This is a genomic window from Pseudomonas sp. GM17, from assembly GCF_000282175.2.
Taxonomy (GTDB): Bacteria; Pseudomonadota; Gammaproteobacteria; order Pseudomonadales; family Pseudomonadaceae; genus Aquipseudomonas; species Aquipseudomonas chlororaphis.
In genome coordinates, this window is sequence record NZ_CP124732.1 from 4099612 (window position 1) to 4119743 (window position 20132).

Annotated in this window: 18 protein-coding genes; 11 read left to right on the forward strand and 7 right to left on the reverse strand. The window is 64.1% G+C overall.

Annotated elements, in window-relative coordinates:
- Positions 1–140: 140 nt before the first annotated feature.
- Complete coding sequence (locus tag PMI20_RS18395) at positions 141–2501, reverse strand: DNA polymerase II (RefSeq protein ID WP_162136170.1); 2361 nt, start codon at positions 2499–2501, stop codon at positions 141–143.
- 569 nt (positions 2502–3070) lie between these two features.
- Between PMI20_RS18395 and PMI20_RS18400 the strand changes: the two genes are divergently transcribed.
- Positions 3071–3400 carry a hypothetical protein gene (locus PMI20_RS18400; protein WP_007925015.1) on the forward strand — a complete coding sequence of 110 codons (330 nt, stop codon included), beginning with the start codon at positions 3071–3073 and terminating at the stop codon, positions 3398–3400.
- Positions 3401–3543: 143 nt separating this feature from the next.
- Here the strand turns inward: PMI20_RS18400 and PMI20_RS18405 are convergent, their stop codons facing one another.
- On the reverse strand, positions 3544–4188 hold the full coding sequence (locus PMI20_RS18405) for a hydrolase (protein ID WP_007925013.1): 645 nt from the start codon (positions 4186–4188) through the stop codon (positions 3544–3546).
- Between the two features lie 175 nt (positions 4189–4363).
- Here PMI20_RS18405 and PMI20_RS18410 point away from each other — a divergent pair, with 175 nt between their 5' ends.
- From PMI20_RS18410 to PMI20_RS18430, 5 genes are all read left to right on the forward strand, one after another.
- On the forward strand, positions 4364–5266 hold the full coding sequence (locus tag PMI20_RS18410) for a LysR family transcriptional regulator (protein ID WP_007925011.1): 903 nt from the start codon (positions 4364–4366) through the stop codon (positions 5264–5266).
- Positions 5267–5441: 175 nt separating this feature from the next.
- On the forward strand, positions 5442–6101 hold the full coding sequence (locus PMI20_RS18415) for a methyltransferase family protein (RefSeq protein WP_007925009.1): 660 nt from the start codon (positions 5442–5444) through the stop codon (positions 6099–6101).
- A gap of 479 nt (positions 6102–6580) precedes the next feature.
- Positions 6581–7945 carry a glutamine synthetase family protein gene (locus tag PMI20_RS18420; protein ID WP_007925006.1) on the forward strand — a complete coding sequence of 455 codons (1365 nt, stop codon included), beginning with the start codon at positions 6581–6583 and terminating at the stop codon, positions 7943–7945.
- 57 nt (positions 7946–8002) lie between these two features.
- Positions 8003–9316, forward strand: coding sequence for an NAD(P)/FAD-dependent oxidoreductase (locus PMI20_RS18425; RefSeq protein ID WP_007925004.1), 1314 nt, complete (start codon positions 8003–8005; stop codon positions 9314–9316).
- 110 nt (positions 9317–9426) lie between these two features.
- Complete coding sequence (locus tag PMI20_RS18430) at positions 9427–9894, forward strand: hypothetical protein (protein WP_007925002.1); 468 nt, start codon at positions 9427–9429, stop codon at positions 9892–9894.
- Positions 9895–9969: 75 nt separating this feature from the next.
- On the opposite strand, the gene nadE is transcribed toward PMI20_RS18430, so the two are convergent.
- From nadE to PMI20_RS18445, 3 genes are read right to left on the reverse strand one after another with little or no spacing between them, the layout of a single operon-like run.
- Positions 9970–10797 (reverse strand): NAD(+) synthase, encoded by an 828-nt coding sequence (gene nadE / locus PMI20_RS18435; RefSeq protein WP_007925000.1) that lies wholly within the window; start codon positions 10795–10797, stop codon positions 9970–9972.
- A gap of 1 nt (position 10798) precedes the next feature.
- On the reverse strand, positions 10799–12028 hold the full coding sequence (pncB, locus tag PMI20_RS18440) for a nicotinate phosphoribosyltransferase (protein ID WP_007924999.1): 1230 nt from the start codon (positions 12026–12028) through the stop codon (positions 10799–10801).
- 9 nt (positions 12029–12037) lie between these two features.
- Positions 12038–12685, reverse strand: a complete 648-nt coding sequence (locus PMI20_RS18445; RefSeq protein ID WP_007924998.1) for a nicotinamidase — start codon at positions 12683–12685, stop codon at positions 12038–12040.
- Positions 12686–12868: 183 nt separating this feature from the next.
- On the opposite strand from PMI20_RS18445, the gene PMI20_RS18450 reads away from it, so the two are divergent.
- From PMI20_RS18450 to PMI20_RS18465, 4 genes are all read left to right on the forward strand, one after another.
- On the forward strand, positions 12869–13414 hold the full coding sequence (locus tag PMI20_RS18450; protein ID WP_007924997.1) for an adenylyltransferase/cytidyltransferase family protein: 546 nt from the start codon (positions 12869–12871) through the stop codon (positions 13412–13414).
- A gap of 1 nt (position 13415) precedes the next feature.
- Positions 13416–14123 carry an NUDIX hydrolase gene (locus tag PMI20_RS18455; RefSeq protein ID WP_007924996.1) on the forward strand — a complete coding sequence of 236 codons (708 nt, stop codon included), beginning with the start codon at positions 13416–13418 and terminating at the stop codon, positions 14121–14123.
- A 9-nt stretch (positions 14124–14132) separates the two neighbouring features.
- A complete protein-coding gene (locus tag PMI20_RS18460; RefSeq protein WP_007924995.1) occupies positions 14133–14639 on the forward strand; it encodes an NUDIX hydrolase in 507 nt (168 codons plus the stop codon).
- Positions 14640–14852: 213 nt separating this feature from the next.
- Positions 14853–16691: a flavin monoamine oxidase family protein gene (locus tag PMI20_RS18465; RefSeq protein WP_007924994.1), complete on the forward strand. Its 1839-nt coding sequence runs from the start codon at positions 14853–14855 to the stop codon at positions 16689–16691.
- Positions 16692–16766: 75 nt separating this feature from the next.
- On the opposite strand, the gene PMI20_RS18470 is transcribed toward PMI20_RS18465, so the two are convergent.
- Positions 16767–17669, reverse strand: coding sequence for a LysR family transcriptional regulator (locus tag PMI20_RS18470; protein WP_007924992.1), 903 nt, complete (start codon positions 17667–17669; stop codon positions 16767–16769).
- A gap of 101 nt (positions 17670–17770) precedes the next feature.
- On the opposite strand from PMI20_RS18470, the gene PMI20_RS18475 reads away from it, so the two are divergent.
- Positions 17771–18994 carry an aspartate aminotransferase family protein gene (locus PMI20_RS18475; protein WP_007924991.1) on the forward strand — a complete coding sequence of 408 codons (1224 nt, stop codon included), beginning with the start codon at positions 17771–17773 and terminating at the stop codon, positions 18992–18994.
- A 140-nt stretch (positions 18995–19134) separates the two neighbouring features.
- Here PMI20_RS18475 and PMI20_RS18480 read toward each other — a convergent pair whose 3' ends face one another.
- Complete coding sequence (locus tag PMI20_RS18480; RefSeq protein WP_007924989.1) at positions 19135–19674, reverse strand: DUF4174 domain-containing protein; 540 nt, start codon at positions 19672–19674, stop codon at positions 19135–19137.
- Positions 19675–20132: the final 458 nt, after the last annotated feature.

The following is a 20132-nucleotide window of genomic DNA, read 5'->3' on the forward strand; positions in this document are numbered from 1 at the left end:
CGACTTGGGCGGCATTCCGACGCAGCAGGCGCAAAACCTGAGAATGCATTGAGTCAGGGTAACCGCGATGCCCCTGCTGCGGCCGCTGCGCTGCCGATCGCAGCCTCGCAGACTCGGCAGCGGCTACGACGAGACGCCTCCTAGAACAACCCCATCTGCCCACCCACCAGGGTGCTGAAGTCGTCCTGCACGAACGGCAGGATGGCATCCGCCACCGGCTGCAATTGGCGGGTCACGTAGTGATCGTAATCGATGGCCGCGGTGCGGTTTTCCAGGGGTTCGGGACCGGCCAGGGTGATCACGTAGCTGATCCAGCCACCGTTCTGATAACGCTGGGGCCGGCCCTGCCGCTGGTTGTATTCGTCGGCCAGGCGCGCGGCGCGAACATGGGGCGGCACGTTGCGTTCGTAATCGTCCAGTTGGCGACGCAAGCGCTTGCGGTACACCAGTTGCTCGTCCAGTTCGCCGGCCAGGGTGCGCCGCACGTAGTCGCGCACATAGTCCTGGTACGGCTGGCGGTGGAAGATCCGCTGGTACAGCTCCTGCTGGAACTGCTGGGCCAGCGGCGACCAGTCGGTGCGCACCGCTTCCAGGCCCTTGTAGACCATCTCCTGGGTGCCGTCGGCGCGAGTCACCAGGCCGGCGTAGCGCTTCTTGCTGCCCTCCTCCGCGCCACGAATGGTCGGCATCAGGAAACGGCAGAAGTGGGTTTCGAATTGCAGCTCCAGGGCGCTTTCCAGGCCGTACTCATCGCGCAGGTGATCGCGCCACCACTGGTTGACGTGCGCCACCAGCGCGCGGCCGATGCGCGTGGCGTCCGCCTCGGCGTGGGCGCTGCCGAGCCAGACGAAGGTCGAGTCGGTGTCGCCGTAGATCACCTTGTGGCCCTGCGCCTCGATCAGTTGGCGGGTGCGGCGCATGATTTCGTGGCCGCGCATAGTGATCGACGACGCCAGGCGCGGATCGAAGAAGCGGCAGCCGCTGGAACCGAGCACACCGTAGAAGGCGTTCATGATGATCTTCAGCGCCTGGGACAGCGGCGCGTTGTGTTCGCGTTTCGCCACTTCGCGGCTCTCGGCGACCCGGGCGACGATCGAGGGCAGGCAATGCCGGGTGCGGGAAAACCGCGCGCCGCGAAAGCCCGGCACCGATTGCTCGTCCGTTGGGTGGCGCAAGCCTTCCACCAGCCCCACAGGATCGATCAGGAAGCTGCGGATGATCGACGGGTACAGGCTCTTGTAGTCCAGCACCAGCACCGACTCGTACAGACCGGGCCGCGAGTCCATGACAAAGCCGCCGGGGCTGGCTTGCGGCGGCTTCTCGCCCAGGTTCGGCGCGACGAAACCCTGGCGGTGCATCAGCGGCATGTACAGGTGGGTGAAGGCCGCCACCGAGCCGCCGTTGCGGTCGACCGGCAGGCCGGTGACGGTGGCCCGTTCGAGGAGAAAGGTGAGCAGCTCGGTCTTGGCGAAAATCCGCGTCACCAGCTCGCAGTCCTTGAGGTTGTAGCGCGCCAGGGCGGGCTTGTCCTCGGCGAACATGCGGTTGATTTCGTCCATGCGCTGGTAAGGGTTGTCGATCGACTTGCCTTCGCCGAGCAGGGTCTGGGCGACGTTTTCCAGGCTGAACGACGGGAAGCTCCAGGTCGCCGAGCGCAGGGCCTCGATGCCGTCGATGATCAGGCGCCCGGCGGCCGCAGCGAAGTAATGGGTACGGCTGCCGTGTTCGCGCCACTGCATCTCTTCGCCGCCGCGCCCCAGGCGCAAGGGCACCGCCAGGCGCCGCGCGTGTTCGTGCAGCACCCGCAGATCGAACTGCACCAGGTTCCAGCCGATGATCGCATCCGGATCGTGCCGCGCCAGCCACTGGTTGAGCCGCTCGAGCAACTGCTCGCGGCTGGCGCAGAACTCCAGGTCGAAATCCACTGCGCTGTCGTCCTCGCGAGCGCGACCAAGCATGTACACTTGGCGCTGGCCGCAGCCTTCCAGGGCGATGGAATACAGCTCGCCGGTCTCGCTGGTCTCGATATCCAGCGACACCAGCTTCAACGCCGGCCGGTAGTCCGGCGCCGGTTTCATCTGCGCCTCCAGCAGTATCCCGCCCTCGCCCGGGGTGCCGCCGAACCACACCGGCGCGGTGATGAAACGCTCCATCAGGTAGCGCTCGGGCGGCCGCACATCGGCCTCGAGCACCTCGACCCCGGCGCGGCGCAGGGTCTTGTCGAGGCGGATCAATTGATTGTGCTGCGGGCAGTACAGGCCGAGCACCGGGCGGTGCTGGAAGTCGCACAGGCCCAGGGGCCGCAATTGCACATCGCGATCGTCGGCCAGCAGGCGCCGGGCCTGTTCCTGCTGTTCGGCGGGAATGAAAGCCACGGAGGTCTGCACCGGCAAGCGGATCTGGCGCGGCCCGGCATCGGTCGCCAACCAGAACTCGACTTCCGTGCCTGCCGGCGTGTCACGCCAATGCCGGGTCAGGACGAAGCCCTGCTGTAAATCCACCACTGCAACCTCAAGCACCTGTTTCAAGGCCTCGATTCTACCTGTCCTCGGTCGCGATAGCCCGTTCCGCTCATGTGCCGAAAGGTTTTGCCGGACAAAATGTAGTGCTTGAAAATTTTCACTACAAAACCGTTGACGAGGCGAATTTGCCCTTGCATGATGCAGGCGTCTCCCCGATCGGGAGACGTGGCAAAGGTGTTATGAGCAAGCTCGTCTGACCGCCGAGCTGTTAACCCGGATGTGTACTGCCCACAAGGCAGATTGATGAAACTGACCTGGCATGAACGTCCAGTACAAAGGGCGGGAAGCTGGCGAAAACTCCTCAAGATGCTTGTGGCCGAAACTGAAAACTTCGGCAGCTTGATCCAGGTTTACGCTGCTTCTCTTCGTTGTGACGCTATTGCGTAGCAGTTAATCAAGACGACTACACGCATCAGGCTCTGGGCCTTATCTGTATCCGACAGACACCCTCTGTCGCCCTGTTTCCGGTATCAGGGTTCAACTTACCGATGTAGCGATATCAATTAGCGACTCAACTAGATAGATCGAAATGGTCAAGGGGCTTACAAATGAATCTGAACAATCAACCTACTATTGATGAACTGTCTCATCTGTTCGCGGCACAGAAAGACAGCCATGACAGCCATATCCTGTGGATTGCCAAGTCTGGCCAGGTCCATATCGACTGCCTGTCGCCCCACGCCCATGAAGAAGAGTTCGACAAGAACAACCAGGACCTGCTGGCCCGCCTGAAAATGTACCGCCGTGGCCAGGGCTACGTCGGCAAGAAGGCCGCCGCCGACAGGGACTTCATCGGACGGGTACTCGATACCCTGAAGAATGAATGGCAATCGCTGCAGAACAAGTCGGAAGTTCGGGTGATTGACCGGTTCTGCTAAGTGCAACTTGTCGTTTTCGCTAACCGTTGATCCATTAAATAAAAAGGGACGCTCCAATAAGAGCGTCCCTTTTTTATTGCAACTTGCCAGTTAGTTGGATGACGCGGTGTTTCTGCTAAACCGCGTGATCCTTGGCGGCAGACTTACTTGACCTGCCGCTGCGGCGCCTTGTGCACCATGGTGTAGGCGTAGTCCACGCCCATGCCGTAGGCGCCGCTGTGCTCGCGCACCAGGTCCATCACCGCGTCGTAGGTGTCCTTGTGCGCCCAGTCGCGCTGGAACTCGAGCAGCACTTGCTGCCAGGTCACCGGCACCGCGCCGGCCTGGATCATGCGCTGCACCGACATGTCATGGGCTTCCTGGGTGGTGCCGCCGGAAGCGTCGGTGACGATGTACACCTCGTAGCCTTCGGCCAGGGCTTCCAGGGCCGGGAAGTTCAGGCAGACCTCGGTCCACAGCGCGGCCATGATCAGTTTCTTGCGCCCGGTAGCCTTGACTGCTTCCACCAGTTTCTTGTCTTCCCAGGAGTTCATCGAGGTGCGCTCGATCGGCTGGTGATCCGGGAACACGCTGAGCAGTTCCGGCCAGATGTAGCCGCTGAAGCTCTCGGTTTCCACCGAAGTGAAGATGGTCGGCACGTTGAAGATCTTCGCCGCCTTGGCCAGGCCCACGGTGTTGTTCTTCAGGGTCTGGCGGTCGATCGACTGCACGCCGAAGGACATCTGCGGCTGGTGGTCGATCAGGATCAGGGCAGAGTTGCTTGGGTTGAGCAGTTCACGGATAGACATGGCGCGGTCCTTTTGCTGTCGAGTGGGTTAAAGCGTTGAGTTGCACAATTCGGGAGCTCGGCGCGGGTTCCGCTGGGGAGGCTTTGCTGCCGGCTTGGTGGCTAATTTAGGGGTTGATATAAAAAGCAACAATTCCCTAAAATCGAGAATCATTGATTCCAAAAAAGAGACAGTCATGGATCGCATCGAATGCATGCGCGCGTTTGTCGTCACGGTCGATGCCAACGGCTTCGCCGCCGCGGCCCGGGCCATGGACGTGCCGCGCTCGAAAGTCAGCAAACAGATCCAGGCGCTGGAGGAAGCCATTGGCGTGCAGTTGCTGCACCGCACCACCCGCAGCCTGCACCTGACCGAAGCCGGCGCCGAGTACTACGAGTCGGCGCGGGAAGTCCTGGCCGCGGTGGACGAAGCCGAACAACGGGCGCGGGACGGCATCGGCGAATTGCGCGGGGTGCTGCGGGTCAATGCGCCGATGTCCTTCGGCCTGCGTCGCCTCGGACCGCTGGTGCCGCTGTTTCATGAGCAGCACCCGAACATCGAATTGCAGCTGGTGCTCAGCGACCAGCAAGTGGACCCGGTGCGCGGCGGTTTCGATGTGACCATCCGCATCGCCAGCCTGGCCGACTCGTCGATGGTCGCCAAGCTGCTGGCCCCGGCCCCGCGGATCATGGTGGCCTCGCCGGATTACCTGAAGCGCGCCGGCACGCCGCAGACGCCCCGCGACCTGACCGCCCACCAATGCCTGAACTACGGCTACCTGCAAAGCGGGGTCAGCCTGCAGTTGAGCAACGGCAAGGACACCCAGCGCGTCCACGTCACCGGCCCGCTGCACGCCAACAACGGCGACCTGCTGGCCCAGGCCGCCGAGGCCGGCATGGGCATCGCCCTGCTGCCCGACTTCATCGTCGCCGACGCCCTGGCCGCCGGCCGCCTGGTGCCGGTGCTGTGCGAATGGCAGGCGCCGCCGATCAGCATCCACGCGGTGTACCCGTCCGCCCGGCGTGTGCCGCAGAAGACCCGGGCCTTTATCGAGTTCCTGGTCGCCCAACTGGCCGACAAAGCCCCCTCACGCCAATGACCAGCTCGCCTCTGCTTCTGTAGGAGCCAGGCTTGCCGGCGATCCAGGCAACGCGGTGCGGCAGGCACACCGCCTCGCGGGTAAGCCTCGCTCCTACAGAGGCCGGGTGTCGCGGGATGTGGCGGCGATGGACCTACACTGAAGGCATACACCTCGGCATTCGTGAGGGGCCATCATGCGTAACTCTCCCCAACTCGCGGCGCTCAGCCTGATCGCTACCCTCGCCTACCTCGGCCTGGCCATCCTCGGCATGGGCGGACCGGTGGCGTTCTTCTCCCACCCGGCGCTGTGGGTCATCACCCTGTCCCTGCTGGCCATGGCCTTTGTTGCCCAGTTCAGCGAAGGCAACCTGAGCCCCGGCAAACAGGAAGACCGGGAAAACCGCTGGGTCCTCGTCGCCTTCGGCATCCTCGGGCTGTTGCTGGCCTTTCTCCCCGCCTACACCGACCGCCTGCACTTCTGGACCTTTGGTAGCGCCGACGTGCGCTGGTTCGGCGTGGTGTTCTTTATCGGCGGCGGCATATTGCGGCTGTGGCCGGTGTTCGTGCTGGGTAAGCGCTTCAGTGGCCTGGTGGCGATCCAGCCCGGCCACCAGTTGGTGACCACCGGTATCTACGGCACCCTGCGCAACCCGAGTTACCTGGGGCTGTTGATCAATTGCGTGGGCTGGGCCCTGGCCTTCCGCTCCGGGGTCGGCCTGCTGCTGACCGCCTTGATGCTGATCCCGCTGATTGCCCGCATCCACGCCGAAGAAGCCTTGCTGCACAAAGAATTCGGCAAGCAATACGACACTTACTGCGCCTACACCTGGCGCCTGGTGCCGTGGGTTTACTGAGGACTTTTCCGCCGTGCGGCCGGGGGCGGTGTTAAATATTTTGTGACGCGCCCCTTGGCAGCGAGGAGCAGTCCCGGTAAAACGGTGAACCTCACTTGCACGAAATGTCCGTGAATTCTTGACGAGATCCGCCGGCCGATGAACGCCTTGTGTTGCCGCCCGCCCTGCCAGCCCCGCGCTGCTGCCCCGTGCAGCCGCCTCGGCATCGGCATTGGAACGGCAACAACGCAACGCCCCCACGGCGATCTCCACGGCAACCCCGGGGCCCGGCGATGAAACTGCTGGTCAACCTGCCCATGGCCCTGTGCCGCTCCCGCCTGCGTCATTCCTCGCGCCCTCCGGACCTCTCGCTTTCGCTCTGAACGCGCCCCTCTGCGCGTCGAGCCTTGCCGCCTTGCTATCTGCCATTGCAACCGGGCCCTGCCGGCGCCGCTGCATGAACCGAACCTGCGCGCCGCCATGGCGCAAGCGAGAGAACCATGAAATTTGCAGCCCTTGACGAGGCCCGTAGCTTCCTGGCCGCCAACCCCGATATCGACATGATCGAGCTGTTCATCCTCGACGCCAACGGCGTGCCGCGCGGCAAGCTGTTGCACCGCGAGGAACTGCTGGCGGTCTATGAAAGCGGCCGGCCGCTGCCCAGCACCATCCTCGGCCTGACGCTGCAGGGCGACGACGTGGAAAACTCCGGGCTGGTCTGGGACGTCGGCGATATCGACTGCCGCGCCTATCCCCTGGCCGGCAGCCTGGTGCGCCTGCCGTGGCGGCAGATCCCCACCGCCGCGGTGCAGGTCAGCATGCACCCGCAGGAAGGCCTGCCGGCCAGCATCGCCGACCCGCGCCACCTGCTGATCAAGGTCGTCGACCAACTCAAGGCCGAGGGTTATCACCCGGTGATGGCCTGCGAGCTGGAGTTCTACCTGCTGGACGCCAAGCGCGACGGCAACGGCCGCCCACAACCGGCGCTGGACGCCGACGGCGGCCGGCCACGGCACACCCAGGTCTATGGCCTGCGCGAGCTGGAGCAGATCGAACCCTTCCTCGCCGACCTCTACGCCGCCTGCAAACTGCAAGGCATCCCGGCGCGCACGGCGATCTCCGAATACGCACCGGGCCAGGTGGAAATCACCCTGGAACACGGCGACGCCCTGGAGGCCATGGACCAGGCCGTACGCTACAAGCGCCTGGTCAAGGCGGTGGCCCACCGGCACGGAATGCAGGCGACCTTCATGGCCAAGCCCTTCGATGACCTGGCGGGCACCGGTATGCACATGCACGTGAGCATCGCCGACGCCGAGGGCCACAACCTGTTCGCCGCCGAAGACCCCGCCGGCACCCCGCTGCTGCGCCAGGCGGTGGGCGGCATGCTCGCGTCGCTGCTCGACTCGCTGCTGCTGTTCTGCCCCAACGCCAACTCCTACCGCCGCTTCCAGGCCAACAGCTACGCGCCGCTGGCGCCGACCTGGGGCGTCGACAACCGCACCGTGAGCCTGCGGGTACCGGGCGGTCCGGCCAACAGCCGGCATATCGAGCACCGCATCTGCGGCGCCGACGCCAACCCCTACCTGGCCGCCGCGGCGATTCTCGCCGGGGTCCATCGCGGCCTGCGCGAACAGCTCGATCCGGGCGATCCGGTGCAAGGCAACGGCTATGCCCAGGCCAGCGAACTGCTGCCCACCGACTGGCTGACCTCGCTGACCGCCCTGGAGAATTCCACCTGGGCCCGCGACGCCCTGGGCAGCGAATTCCTCGGGGTCTACCTGGCGGTCAAGCGCGCCGAATACCGCCAGTTCATGGCCGAAGTCGGCGAGCAGGACTGGCGCTGGTACCTGACCCAGGCGTGACGCGCTGGCCGGCGTCACGGCGCCGGCCCGGCCCCAACAAAAATTCGAGAACAGCCCATGACAGTCGCATTCAACCCGGTCACACCGGCAGCCGAACGCTGCCCTTCGTATTACAGCGCCACCCTCAACAGCGAAACCGCCTACCCGCCCCTGCAAGGCCAAGTGAGCGTCGACGTGGTGATCATCGGCGGCGGTTTCACCGGCGTCGCCAGCGCCGTGGAACTGGCGGAAAAAGGCCTGAAAGTGGCCATCGTCGAGAGCCACAAGATCGGCTGGGGCGCCACCGGGCGCAACGGCGGCCAGGTCACCGGCAGCCTGTCCGGCGACGAGGCCATGCGCAAGCAGATGCGCCGCACCCTGGGCGACGAAGTCGACGATTTCATCTGGCAGTTGCGCTGGCACGGGCATCAAATCATTCGCCAGCGCGTGGACAAATACGCCATCGCCTGCGACCTCAAGCACGGCCACCTGCACGCCGCCTACAAGCCCAGCCACCTCGCCGGCCTGCGCGCCGACTACGAAGAAGCGGTGCGCCGCGGCATGGGCGACGAGGTCAGCCTGCTGGACCGGCAACAGGTGCGCGAGGTGCTGGAAAGCCAGCTGTACCACGGCGCGATCAAGAACACCCGCAACCTGCACCTGCATCCGCTGAACCTGTGCATCGGCGAAGCCCGCGCCGCCGAGAGCCTCGGCGCGCTGATCTTCGAACACAGCGAAGTGCTGCAGATTGTCCACGGCGAGCGCCCGGCGGTGATCACCGCCCAGGGCCGCATCGACGCCAAGCAGGTGCTGCTGGCCGGCGACGTGTACCACAAGCTGGAGCCCAAACAGCTCAAGGGCAAGATCTTCCCGGCCATGGGCGGCATCGTCACCACCGCGCCCCTGGGCGACCTGGCCAAGCGCCTCAACCCCCAGGACCTGGCGGTCTACGACTGCCGCTTCGTGCTCGACTATTACCGCATGACCGCCGACGGCCGCCTGCTGTTCGGCGGCGGCGCCAACTACAGCGGCAAGGATTCGCGGGACATCGCCGGCGAACTGCGCCCCTGCATCGAACGCACCTTCCCGGCGCTCAAGGGCGTGGCCATCGACTTCCAGTGGAGCTGCGCCATGGGCATCGTGATCAACCGCATCCCGCAGCTGGGCAAGCTCTCGGACAACGTCTGGTATTGCCAGGGCTACTCCGGCCACGGCATCGCCACCAGCCACATCATGGGCGAGATCATGGCCCAGGCCATCACCGGGCACCTCGAGCACTACGACACCTTCGCCGCCTGCCAGCACATCCGCGTGCCCTTCGGCGACCAGCTGGGCAACCCGATGCTGGCGGCGGGCATGTGGTACTACCAGATGCTCGAACGGTTGCGCTGAGATGAATGCGAGCATCGCCGGACGGGGCCGACACGCTGCTGTAGCCTATGCCATCAGCAGTGCGAATCAATGAGCGCATGGCCACACGGGTGACAGCAAGGAGAAGGCAAATGGTGCAAGCGGGCATCGACGATACACAAACCATCGGCTCGAGAATCTGGACCTGGTATGGCCAGGACGAGTACCGGAAAATCATCCTGGTCGGCGAACTGGGGCCAGCCCTGGAGTTCCTGGCCCTGGATGCAGGTCGGCAGCGAACGGAGATCGGCTGCTGCGCGGAGTGCAATCTGTGGTCCGACCATCTCGATTATCTCGTGCACTTTGTGCAGCGTTTCCCTGCGCGCCTGGCGCCGCATTTGCACCAGCGGTTGCAAACCCTGTTGAGTGCCTGTGAAGCCCTGAGCCCGCAAGCCTATGGAATGACCCTCGAAGACAATGGCTTCGAACACCCACAGTGGGCGCCGCTGCGCCTGGGCGCCCAAGAGGCCCTGGAGCTGCTGGGCTGGCCAGAAGTGCAGGAACATATGCCCGAGCTGACCGAAGAGTGCCGGGCGGCACTGAAGAAGTGGCCGGACTGACGGCCTTGCCCTTGCTGGCGAAGACGGCCTTGCGGGCCTCTTCGCTGGCGAGCCGTCCCCTACAGCCATAGAGGGTCAGGCAGGGGTGCGCGGCAAGGCGCGTTTGTGGGCGGTGCGGTGGTAGGCGGTTTCGATCAGCTGGCGCACGGCATCGGACACCGGCTCGCCCATCAGGTAGGCGTCGATCTCGGCGTAGCTGCAGCCATAAGCCGTTTCGTCCAGTTTGCCCGGCGCCAGTTCTTCAAGGTCCGCCGTGGGAGCCTTGTGCACCAGGTGCCCGGGAGCGCCAAGCGCCTCGGCCAGCGCGCGCACCTGGGTCTTGGTCAGGCCCGACAGCGGAGCCAGGTCGCAGGCACCGTCGCCGTACTTGGTGAAAAACCCCATCAGGGCCTCGGCACCGTGGTCGGTCCCCACCACCAGGCCGTTGCTGAAGTTGGCGACCGCATACTGCGCCAGCATCCGCGCCCGCGCCTTGACGTTGCTCTTGGCGAAGTCGGTCAGTTCGGCCGACGGCTGCAAGCCATCGATCCGCACCTGACTCATCAGACCGTCGACACTCTCGGCAATGTTGCAGGTGCTGACCGAGTCCGGGCGGATAAAGTCCAGGGAGGCCTGGGCATCGCTTTCGTCAGCCTGGCTTTTATAGGGCAGGCGCATGGCGATAAACCGAGTGTCGTGCCCTGCCCCGCGCATCTGCTCCACCGCCAGCTGGCACAGGCGGCCAGCGGTCAGGGAATCGACGCCGCCGCTGATGCCCAGCACCAGGGCCTGGCCGCCGGACTCGCGCAACACCTGCTGGATGAAATCCACGCGCCGGACGATTTCCGCGGCTTCGTCTCCGCGCGCCAGTTGCCGATCGATACCCAGCTCCCGGGCAATTCGTTCTTGGGTTTGGCTGCTCATATCAGGCCTCCAGGGGCGAGTTACTGAGGTTGACGTTGAACACCTGCGCCGCGTACCTGAGGAACGACGGGTCTTCGCAGACGTTCTTGATCGGGTCATCGGAAAACTTCACCACCGGTTCGCCATGCACTCGCACCAGCTTCATCACGATGCTCAGCGGCTCGACGCCTTCGACGTCGCAGGCCAGGCTGGTGCCCATGCCGAAACCGAACCGGGCCTGGCCACGCACGTGACGCAGGATCGGCAGGCATTTCTCGAAGTTCAGGCCGTCGGAGAACATCAGGTCCTTGGTCCGTGGATCGATGCCCAGTTCCCGGTAGCGCGCCAGGACCTTGTCGGCCCAGGCAATCGGGTCCCCGGAATCCTGGCGCAGGCCGTCGTAGAGCTTGGCGAAGTACAGGTCGAAATCCTTGAGGAAGAAGTCCGTGCTGATGCAGTCGGTCAGGGCAATGCCCAGGCGGCCGCGGTATTCGCGCACCCAGTTTTCCAGGGCCGTGTTCTGGCTCTCCCGCAGCCGTCCCAATTGCTGGTGCACCATCAGCCACTGGTGGGCCATGGTGCCGATCAGCGGCAGGTCGAACTCGTAGGCCAGGTGGGCGTTGCTGGTGCCGACGAAGACCCCGGGGAAGTCGCTGCGCATGATCTTCACCACCTCGCGCTGGGCCTTGAACGACAGGCGCCGACGCGTAGAGAAGTCCGAGACCCGCAGCTCGGCGAGTTCTTCGCGGCTGGCGTTTTTCTCCAGCCATTCGAATTTCCGATAGAGCCGGCGGGTGACGTCAGCAAGCTCCACCTCCGGATACCTGTCGCGGTTGCGCAACTCACTGACCATGGCCAGCACCGGCTGTTCGAACATAATGCAGTGCAACATCGGGCCGCGGACGCGAATGCTCAGTTGGCCATCGACCGCCGCCACGTGGATGTAGCGCAGGTTGAAACGGAACAGGCCGAGAAACTGCTCGAGGTCCGGGGTCAGGTACTCGCGAAAACGCTTGTTGAACAGAAAGCGCTGTTCGCCTTCGCGCATCTGCAGGCTGGCGAGCTTTTCCAGTTCCTGGCGGATCTCCGGGATCAGATGCACCAGGGACTCTCTGGAGCGGACGATGAACTGGTATTCCACATCAACATTGGGGTGTTGGTGCAGCACCGCCTGCATCATGGTGAAGGTGTAGTAGTCGGTGTCCAGCAGGCCCTGGATCACGCCATTGTTACGGTCAAATGCACTTTCCATGGTGACTCCTCAGGCACTGGCCAATCTGGCGGTTTCTTCGCAGGTCGCGGCCACCGCGATACCCGCTTGTTGCATCTCGTCGATCGCCTGGGCGGCGCCCTCTGCGCTGATGGCGCGGCATGCCGGCAGATGGACAATCACCTTGAAGCCGGCGGCGGCCAGTTGCAGAGCGGTGGTCTTGACGCAGAAATCCAGGGCCAGGCCGCCGACGATGACCCGTTGCACACCCTGGCTGTCGAGGTATTCGATGACCCCGGTGGACAGCTTGCCGTGCAGGTCGTGGTAGCAGGCGCCGTAGGGGTGCAGGTCCGGCTCCACGCCCTTCCACACGAAGTAGTCGTAGTCATAGGGCGTCGGCAATTCGTCCAGCAGGGCGAACCCTTCGGTGCCCGGCACGCAGTGGCTGACCCAGGTCAGGTCGGCATGCTCCAGGCCGGTGGGCTGGAGCATCTGCCCGGGCTCGTTCACCACCCAGGGGGCCTGGGGGCTGTGGGCGTCCTTGCTGCCGATGCGCAGGCTGGCCAGGGTCGCCATGAAGTTCAGCTCGCCACCGATGCGGTCGCCCTCGGCCACGGGCAGCTCGTCCGGGCACAGCGGGGTAAAGCTCTTTTGTGCATCGACATCGAAGGAAGCGGTCTTCATCGTTTGGCTGTTCATGCTGGTTTTCTCCTTTGCATGGAACATAAAGTACATGTCATGTACTTTCATGACAACCCCCTTTGACTCTGTTTTTATTTCAGCGGTCCGGAGCAAATAATATAAATAGTGCATGACATGCCAATTCCCTGCACGCACAAGCAATGATAAGGTACACGTCATGTACCAAGGCAGGAGATGCAGATGTTTGAACTGGCCCTCTATGGCGGTGCCTTCAACCCGCCCCACGCCGGTCACGCCCGGGTCATGCTTGAAGCCGCCCGCCACGCCCGGCGCGTGCTGGTAGTCCCCAGCTTTCGCCATCCGGACGGCAAGCGCATGGCCGACTTCGAGCAACGGGTGAACTGGTTGCAGGCCATCACCCGGCACCTGCAACCCGAGTGCCCCGCCGAACTGGCAGTGAGCCGCCTGGAGCAGCAACTGGGCCTGGCCGATCCCGCCCCGGTCTACAGCTACACCCTGCTGCAACGGCTGGCGGACGACCTGGCTCTGGACGGCAAGCGCATTGCCTTGGTGGTGGGTGAAGACGTGGCGCGCCAGTTGCCCGGGTTCCATCGCGGCGAGGAGTTGCTGCAGCGCTTTTCCATCCTGCGGATCGAAGAACAACCGGGGGTGCGCAGCAGCGTGTTGCGCCAATGCCTGGCCCGCGGCGAAACCCCGCCAAGCCAATGGCTGGCACCGGGCATGAATCCGCTAAACTACGGCCTCTACGCCGTCCACGGAAGTTGATATGCCCGATCGCCCCCTCTCCCCCAGCGCCTACCTGCACACCATCGACCTGTGCCTGCTGCGCTATAACCGCGAACGCTCCGAGCTGGAAATCCTCCTCCATCAACGCGACAGCGAGCCCTTCGCCGGGCACTGGGCCCTGCCGGGCATCGTGGTCAACGGCGATGTCGAGGACCGCAGCCTGAATGATGCGGTGCAGCGGCTGCGGCGCTCCAGCAAGGTGGACATGCCCCTGGCCTGGCTGGAGCAGGTGGGCACGGTCGGCGACGCCTTTCGCGACCCGCGCTGCTGGTCGTCCTCGACCTTCTACCTGGGGATCGTCAGCGAGCCGGTGGAGCCCGGCCCGCAGCAAGGTTTCTTTACCCTCGGCGACGTGGCCAGCGGCAGCTTCAAGCTGCCCTTCGACCACAACAGCCTGGTGGCCCAGGTGCACGAGCGGCTGTTTTCCAAATCCCTGTACAGCAGCCTGCCGTTGATGTTTCTCGGCAGCGAGTTCAGCGCCCCCGAAGCGGTGAGCATCTTCTCCCTGGTGCTGCAACGGCCAGTGCTCAAGACCAGCATCCGCCAGCGCCTGTTGAAGATGAGCGAAGCCGGTTACCTGCGCGAAACCGGACGCAAGAAAAGCGGCGACGGCGGCCGGCCGCAAGCCACAGTGGAAAATCTCAAGCCCGCCGAGCTGTACCTATTCGATCGCTGTTTTCTGGAGTGATACCCCCCCATGAGTTCCATCGCCGACAACCAGTGCCTGCTGGAAACCCCGTATTTCAAGGTGGTCCGTGAGCAGGGCTACTTCATCATCAAGGAACCCCGGGCGGTGAACGGCGTGGTGGCCGTGCCGACCCTGGCCGATGGCCGGCTGATGCTGGTCAACCTCAAGCGGCGGGCCATCGGCGGCCAGTCCATCGAGTTTCCCCGCGGCGCCATTGATGCCGGGGAAAGTGCCGTTGACGCCGCGGCCCGCGAATTGCTGGAGGAAACCGGCTGGCAGGCGTCGCACGTTCGCGAACTGGGCCTGCTGCACAGCAATACGTCGCTGATCGCCAGCGCGGTGGCGGTGTGTCAGGTGCAGATTGCCGAGCAACAGGCCGCCGCCACCGATGGTGAAGTGGACCATCTGCTGTGGGTCAGTCGCCAGGAATTGATGACGATGATCGCCACCGGCCGGATCACCGACGGCCACACTTTGTCGGCGGCGATGATGCTGCTGGCCAGCGAGTCGGCCTGACGCCAGCCAGCCCTGCTGCCGGCCCTCCGGCACCAGGGCATCGGGCATCAAACCTTCCTCTCACGCTCTTGCGCTGCTGCCCCGCACGGGCACAAACCCCGCCCGCCCCTATGCACCCCGGAATCTGTTCTAGGCTTGAACCTCTGGCGACTATTGATTTAGAGCCATCGAGCAAGTGGAAACACATGGAAATGACTTTCAAGGAGAAACCCCATGTCTGCGATTCCTTCCAGAACCAACCGCTCTCCCCTGCGCATGAACAAGGACGTCACCGCGCTGATTCCGGACTTTCCCTTTCACTACGCCAAATATCTGCAGAGCGCGGCTAATCGAAAGCTGCCTCCCTGCCAGGTGGATCCGGCGAACTATGGACAGAAAGTGCTGATCGTCGGGGCTGGCGTCGCCGGTCTGGTCGCCGCCTATGAGGCCATGCGCATGGGCCTGCACCCGGTGGTGGTCGAAGCCTCCGAGCGCATCGGCGGACGGCTCTACTCCAAGCTCCAGGGCGACCCCGAAAACCCGGGCAACCAGGTGCTCTGTGAACTGGGCGCGATGCGTTTTCCAGTGTCCGGCAAGGCGCTGTTCCACTACTTCCGCAAAGTCGGCATGACCGACAACTCGGCGGACTTTCCCAACCCGGGGACTGCCGCGGCGATCAGCACCGTGGTCGATTACCGCGGAAAAAAAACCTATTACGAAGTGGACGGCAACCCCGACTTTCCAAAACCACCGGAATACACCGAACTGGAAAACCAGTTCTTCGATAACTTCCTGGAAACCTACGATTTCACCGCCATGGAAAGGGCAATGACCGAAGGCTCCATCAGTCAACAGACGATCAAGAAGCTGTGGAACGCCATCATCAAACCCCAGTCGGGAACCAGCGGCGACGATGTCAGCTTCTACGCCGCGCTCCTGGAAAACTCCGGCTGGAGCAAGGCCGATATCGACCTGTTCGGCCAGATCGGCTTCGGCACCGGCGGCTGGAACACCGACTACCCCAACAGCATCCTCGAACTGCTGCGCGTGCTGTACACCGGCCTGGATGCCGACCACCAACTGATGTTCGACGGCTCCTCCAGCCTGCCGCAACGGCTTTGGTCGAAGACCCCGAAAGAGCTGGGGGACGCGATGCTGCACTGGGGCGCGGACACCACGGTCGAAGCGCTGTCGCGCGAGGTATTCGCCGACCCGTTCCACCAGGAGGTGCGACACATCGAACGCCAGCCGGATGGCTCCTTCCGCGTCTCCATCACCGATACCCGCACCCGGCAGACCCAGCAGTGCGACTTCCCCAGCGTCATCTACACCCCGCATGTGCGGATCCTCGACAAACTGCGCTACTCGGGAAACCCGCAAAGCCTTCCCGCCATGGACAGCCTGCTGCCCATCGATACCTGGGAAGCCATCATGTACACCCACTACATGCAGTCGGCGAAGATTTTCGCCGCCACCCGGCGCCCGTTCTGGAATGACCCGGTGGCAGAGGGCGAGCAACGCAAGATGAGCATCACCCTCTCCGACCGCCTGACCCGCGGCACCTACCTGGTGGACTACTCGGCCAGCAAGGGCAAATACAGGGGCAGCGGGATCTTCCTGTCCTACACCTGGAACGACGACGCCCTGAAGTTCCTCGGCGACCGCCCCGCGCCGCTGCCGCAGCATGTCGATCTGTGCACCAACCTGCTGGCCAACCTCTACCCGGATATCAAGCTCAACGAGCAATACAGCACGGTCAATGCGGTCGTGGAACACAACTGGGAAGACCAGCCGCTGTACCTGGGCGCCTTCAAAATGAACCTGCCAGGGCAGTACGAATATCAGCGCAGGATCTTTTCCCAATTCATGAGCGGCATCGGCACGGACAATCCCGATCGCTTCATCCTGGCCGGCGATGATGTGTCCTGGACCGCCGGCTGGGCCGAAGGCGCGGTCACCACCGCGATCAATGCGCTGAACAAACTGGCGGTCTGCTTTGGCGGCGGCAGCCAACCAAACAATCCGGGGCCGGTGGAGTCCTGGGACAGCCTGAAGCCTGTCGAACTGGCTTGACCGAACCTGCATGAACCCGACCCCGTCGCTGCCAGACCGGCACGGCGGGGTCTTTGTTTCATGACCTGGCGCTGCTTAGCGCCCCCATTTCTCCAAGGCGAACTCAACGAAGCTGCGCAGCTTGGGCAGGCGGTAACGGTCCTGGGCGTACAGCAGGTGCATCGCTCGCAAGGGCAATTGATAGTCCTGCAACACAGGCACCAGCCGCCCCTGTTGCAGGTCCTCCTCCACCAGGGCATCGGGCATCATCACCACCCCCAGGCCACCCCGCGCCGCGCGGTGCAGGCCGGACGAAGTGTTGGTCAGCAGCGAACCGGACACCGGGATCAGTACGTCCCCCTCGGGCCCACTTAACGGCCATTGAGTGGCGGTGGAGCTCCACTCGTCACCGGCCGGATAGGCGAACGCCAGGCAGTTGTGGTGTTGCAGGTCCTCCGGGACTTGCGGCGTGCCGCAGCGTTCCAGGTAGTCCGGAGCGGCGCAGATGGTCAGGGTGTAGTCCTCCAGGGGCCGGGCGATCAGCGACGTGGTGTCCAGGTTGCCCAGGCGAAAAGCCACGTCGAAGGCGCCATCGATCAAATCGAAGCGCTGGTTGGCCAGGGTCAGTTCCACCTTGACCTGCGGGCAGCGCTGCTGGAATTCGCTCAGCGCCGGTGCCAGGCGCTCGGTGCCGAAGGTCAGCGGCGCGGTGATGCGCAGAGTGCCGGACGGCTCGCCCTGGACCTGTTCCGCCATGCGCTCGGAGTCCGCCACCAGCCCCAGCACCGCCAGGCAACGCTGGTAATACTCGGCGCCGAACTCGGTCAGGCGCTGGCGCCTTGTGGTGCGGCTGAGCAGGCTGACCCCGAGGCGCTGCTCCAGGGCCCGCAAGTGATTGCCAACCATGGTGGTGGACAGGCCGCACTCACGGGCGGCGGCGGTCATGTTCCCCGCCTCCACCACCTTCACATACACCGTCATCGCCTGGAACAGATCCATTATCAACCCTGACTTCAAGATGATTAAAGAATTGACGAGTTTATCTAGCCAGGGTGGCTAACGATACTGCCAGCACACCCCACTCGATGGAGCGACCCGTCATGACCGCCACCTGCCTGATGAGCACCTATCAACCGCTGCCCCTGAGCTTCACCCACGGCCTGGGCACCCGCCTCTGGGACCAGGCCGGCCGCGAATACCTGGACGCGGTGGCCGGTGTGGCGGTGACCGGCATCGGCCACTCCCATCCCAAACTGGTCAGCGTCATCCGCGAACAGGCCGGCCTGCTGCTGCACACCTCCAACCTGTACAGCATCGACTGGCAACAGCGGCTGGCGCAGCGGCTGACCCGCCTGGCCGACATGGACCGGGCGTTCTTCAACAACTCTGGCGCCGAAGCCAACGAGACCGCGCTGAAGCTGGCACGGCTGCACGGCTGGCACAAAGGCATCGAGCGGCCGCTGGTGGTTGTCATGGAACACGCCTTCCACGGCCGTACCCTGGGCACCCTGGCGGCCAGCGACGGGCCGGCGGTGCGCCTGGGCCTGAACACACTGCCCGGGGATTTCCTCAAGCTGCCCTTCGGCGACCTGGCCGCCCTGGAGCAAGCCGCGCAGGCCCACGGCCCGCGTATCGCCGCGGTGCTGATGGAGCCGATCCAGGGCGAAAGCGGTATCCGCCTGGCCCCGCCCGGCTACCTGAAAGCCGTGCGCGAACTGTGCAGCCGGCGCAACTGGCTGCTGATGCTCGACGAGATCCAGACCGGCATCGGCCGCACCGGCCAGTGGTTCGCCTGCCAGCACGAGGGTGTGGTCCCGGATGTGATGACCCTGGCCAAGGGCCTGGGCAACGGCATCCCCATCGGCGCCTGCCTGGCCCGGGGCAAGGCCGCGCAGCTGTTCACCCCCGGCAGCCACGGCAGCACCTTCGGCGGCAACCCGCTGGCCTGCCGGGTGGCCTGCACCGTGCTGGAGATCATCGAGGAACAAGGCCTGCTGGCCAACGCCAGGCGCCAGGGCGAGCATCTGTTGCAACGCTTGCGGGTGGAGTTGGCGGATCATCCGCAGGTCCTGCAGGTGCGCGGCCTGGGCTTGATGATCGGCATCGAGCTCAAAGCCCCGCAGCGCGAGCTGGCGCTACGGGCGGCGCAGGATCACGGACTGCTGATCAACGTGACCCGGGGCACCACCATCCGCCTGCTGCCAGCGCTGATCATCGATGAACGGGAAGTCGAGATGATCGTGCGCGGGGTCAGCCGGACGCTGCAAAGCGCTGAAGGTGATGGCGGTGCAGCAAAAGAGGCAGAAATGCTGGCAGTGTCGTGACCGATGCCTGATGGTCAGCGAGGTCAGGCGAGGTGAGTTAGAACGCTATCGCGAGCAAGCTCGCTCCTACAGAAGCCTGTATGTTTCTGCAGGAGCGAGCTTGCTCGCGATGCGCTATCAGGAAACGGTGATGGCCAGACTCAGTCGTCCAGCGGCTTGGGTGGTGCCGCAGGCTTGCCCGATTTGGCGGCCTTGCCGGCGTGGGCTGCCTTGACTTCCGAGACCGGCGCCAATGCCGGCGCGGTGGCTTCCTTTTCCGCGGCCGGCAGTTGGTCGATGGTGCTGAAGACTTCCTTGAGTTCGATGGCCCCGGAATGCTCGAGCTTCTTCTCACCGTCCTTGCCCACCAGGATCACCTTGGTCTGCGCCCCGGCGCCGAGCTTCAGGCTGCGGATCAACGCCATGGTCGATTGCGGGTCCAGGTCCTTGCCGTCGCGCTGGCCGATGGTGTTGATCACCGTGTAGAGCACCATGTTGCGTTCGCTGAAGGCCTGGCGGTTGGCCGGCTCGTCGAGGGACTTCTTCAGCGCCACCAGGGTCGGGTCCACGGTGCTGGGAGCGATGACGATCAGTGGGCGCGCCTTGCCCTGATCCTGGGCCAGAGGGCCTTCGTTGTCGGCCGCCATTGCGGGGCCGACGACAGCGAGCAGCGTTGCGAGGGTCAATGACCGAATGAACATGCGTCTCTCCTTTGGGTATCCACGTCCTAATGATTGCGCATCAGGGGAAAAGGTCCAGACCCGGACTCAAATTCTGACATTTTATTGAGCCTTTCCCCTGGCTCGAGGCGTTGCGACAAGCGCTGCGTACTCTCGTCCTCGCCGCTACAGATCGACGCTCCCATAAATGCCAGTGATAACCGAACCTTCTTGTTCGGCATGATCGACCCGCCTTGGCGCCCATGACAACCGGCATGGCCTATGCCGTTCTGGCATGGGCCCATACGAATTCGTCATCATTTTCGCCGCGGCGGCGTGATAGCCTTCATCCCGGCCATAACAAGAGCGCCCGCCTGGCTTTTTCCATCCGGTGCGGCGTCACCCGCCGTTTCACACCTGCTTGCTTCGTCTTCATCTGCCCAGGTTTTCGCAGCGCCCCTTCTACACAGGCGCGCTGGACGACCGATTGCATTTTTGAC

Coding starts and splice junctions, on each gene's coding strand:
- PMI20_RS18415 (WP_007925009.1), top strand. CDS start 5,442: ATGCGTAACTCTCCCCAACTCGCGGCGCTCAGCCTGATCGCTACCCTC.
- PMI20_RS18465 (WP_007924994.1), top strand. CDS start 14,853: ATGTCTGCGATTCCTTCCAGAACCAACCGCTCTCCCCTGCGCATGAAC.
- PMI20_RS18455 (WP_007924996.1), top strand. CDS start 13,416: ATGCCCGATCGCCCCCTCTCCCCCAGCGCCTACCTGCACACCATCGAC.
- PMI20_RS18445 (WP_007924998.1), bottom strand. CDS start 12,685: ATGAACAGCCAAACGATGAAGACCGCTTCCTTCGATGTCGATGCACAA.
- PMI20_RS18420 (WP_007925006.1), top strand. CDS start 6,581: ATGAAATTTGCAGCCCTTGACGAGGCCCGTAGCTTCCTGGCCGCCAAC.
- PMI20_RS18405 (WP_007925013.1), bottom strand. CDS start 4,188: ATGTCTATCCGTGAACTGCTCAACCCAAGCAACTCTGCCCTGATCCTG.
- PMI20_RS18400 (WP_007925015.1), top strand. CDS start 3,071: ATGAATCTGAACAATCAACCTACTATTGATGAACTGTCTCATCTGTTC.
- PMI20_RS18460 (WP_007924995.1), top strand. CDS start 14,133: ATGAGTTCCATCGCCGACAACCAGTGCCTGCTGGAAACCCCGTATTTC.
- PMI20_RS18475 (WP_007924991.1), top strand. CDS start 17,771: ATGACCGCCACCTGCCTGATGAGCACCTATCAACCGCTGCCCCTGAGC.
- PMI20_RS18480 (WP_007924989.1), bottom strand. CDS start 19,674: ATGTTCATTCGGTCATTGACCCTCGCAACGCTGCTCGCTGTCGTCGGC.
- PMI20_RS18425 (WP_007925004.1), top strand. CDS start 8,003: ATGACAGTCGCATTCAACCCGGTCACACCGGCAGCCGAACGCTGCCCT.
- PMI20_RS18410 (WP_007925011.1), top strand. CDS start 4,364: ATGGATCGCATCGAATGCATGCGCGCGTTTGTCGTCACGGTCGATGCC.
- nadE (WP_007925000.1), bottom strand. CDS start 10,797: ATGAGCAGCCAAACCCAAGAACGAATTGCCCGGGAGCTGGGTATCGAT.
- PMI20_RS18430 (WP_007925002.1), top strand. CDS start 9,427: ATGGTGCAAGCGGGCATCGACGATACACAAACCATCGGCTCGAGAATC.
- pncB (WP_007924999.1), bottom strand. CDS start 12,028: ATGGAAAGTGCATTTGACCGTAACAATGGCGTGATCCAGGGCCTGCTG.
- PMI20_RS18450 (WP_007924997.1), top strand. CDS start 12,869: ATGTTTGAACTGGCCCTCTATGGCGGTGCCTTCAACCCGCCCCACGCC.
- PMI20_RS18470 (WP_007924992.1), bottom strand. CDS start 17,669: ATGGATCTGTTCCAGGCGATGACGGTGTATGTGAAGGTGGTGGAGGCG.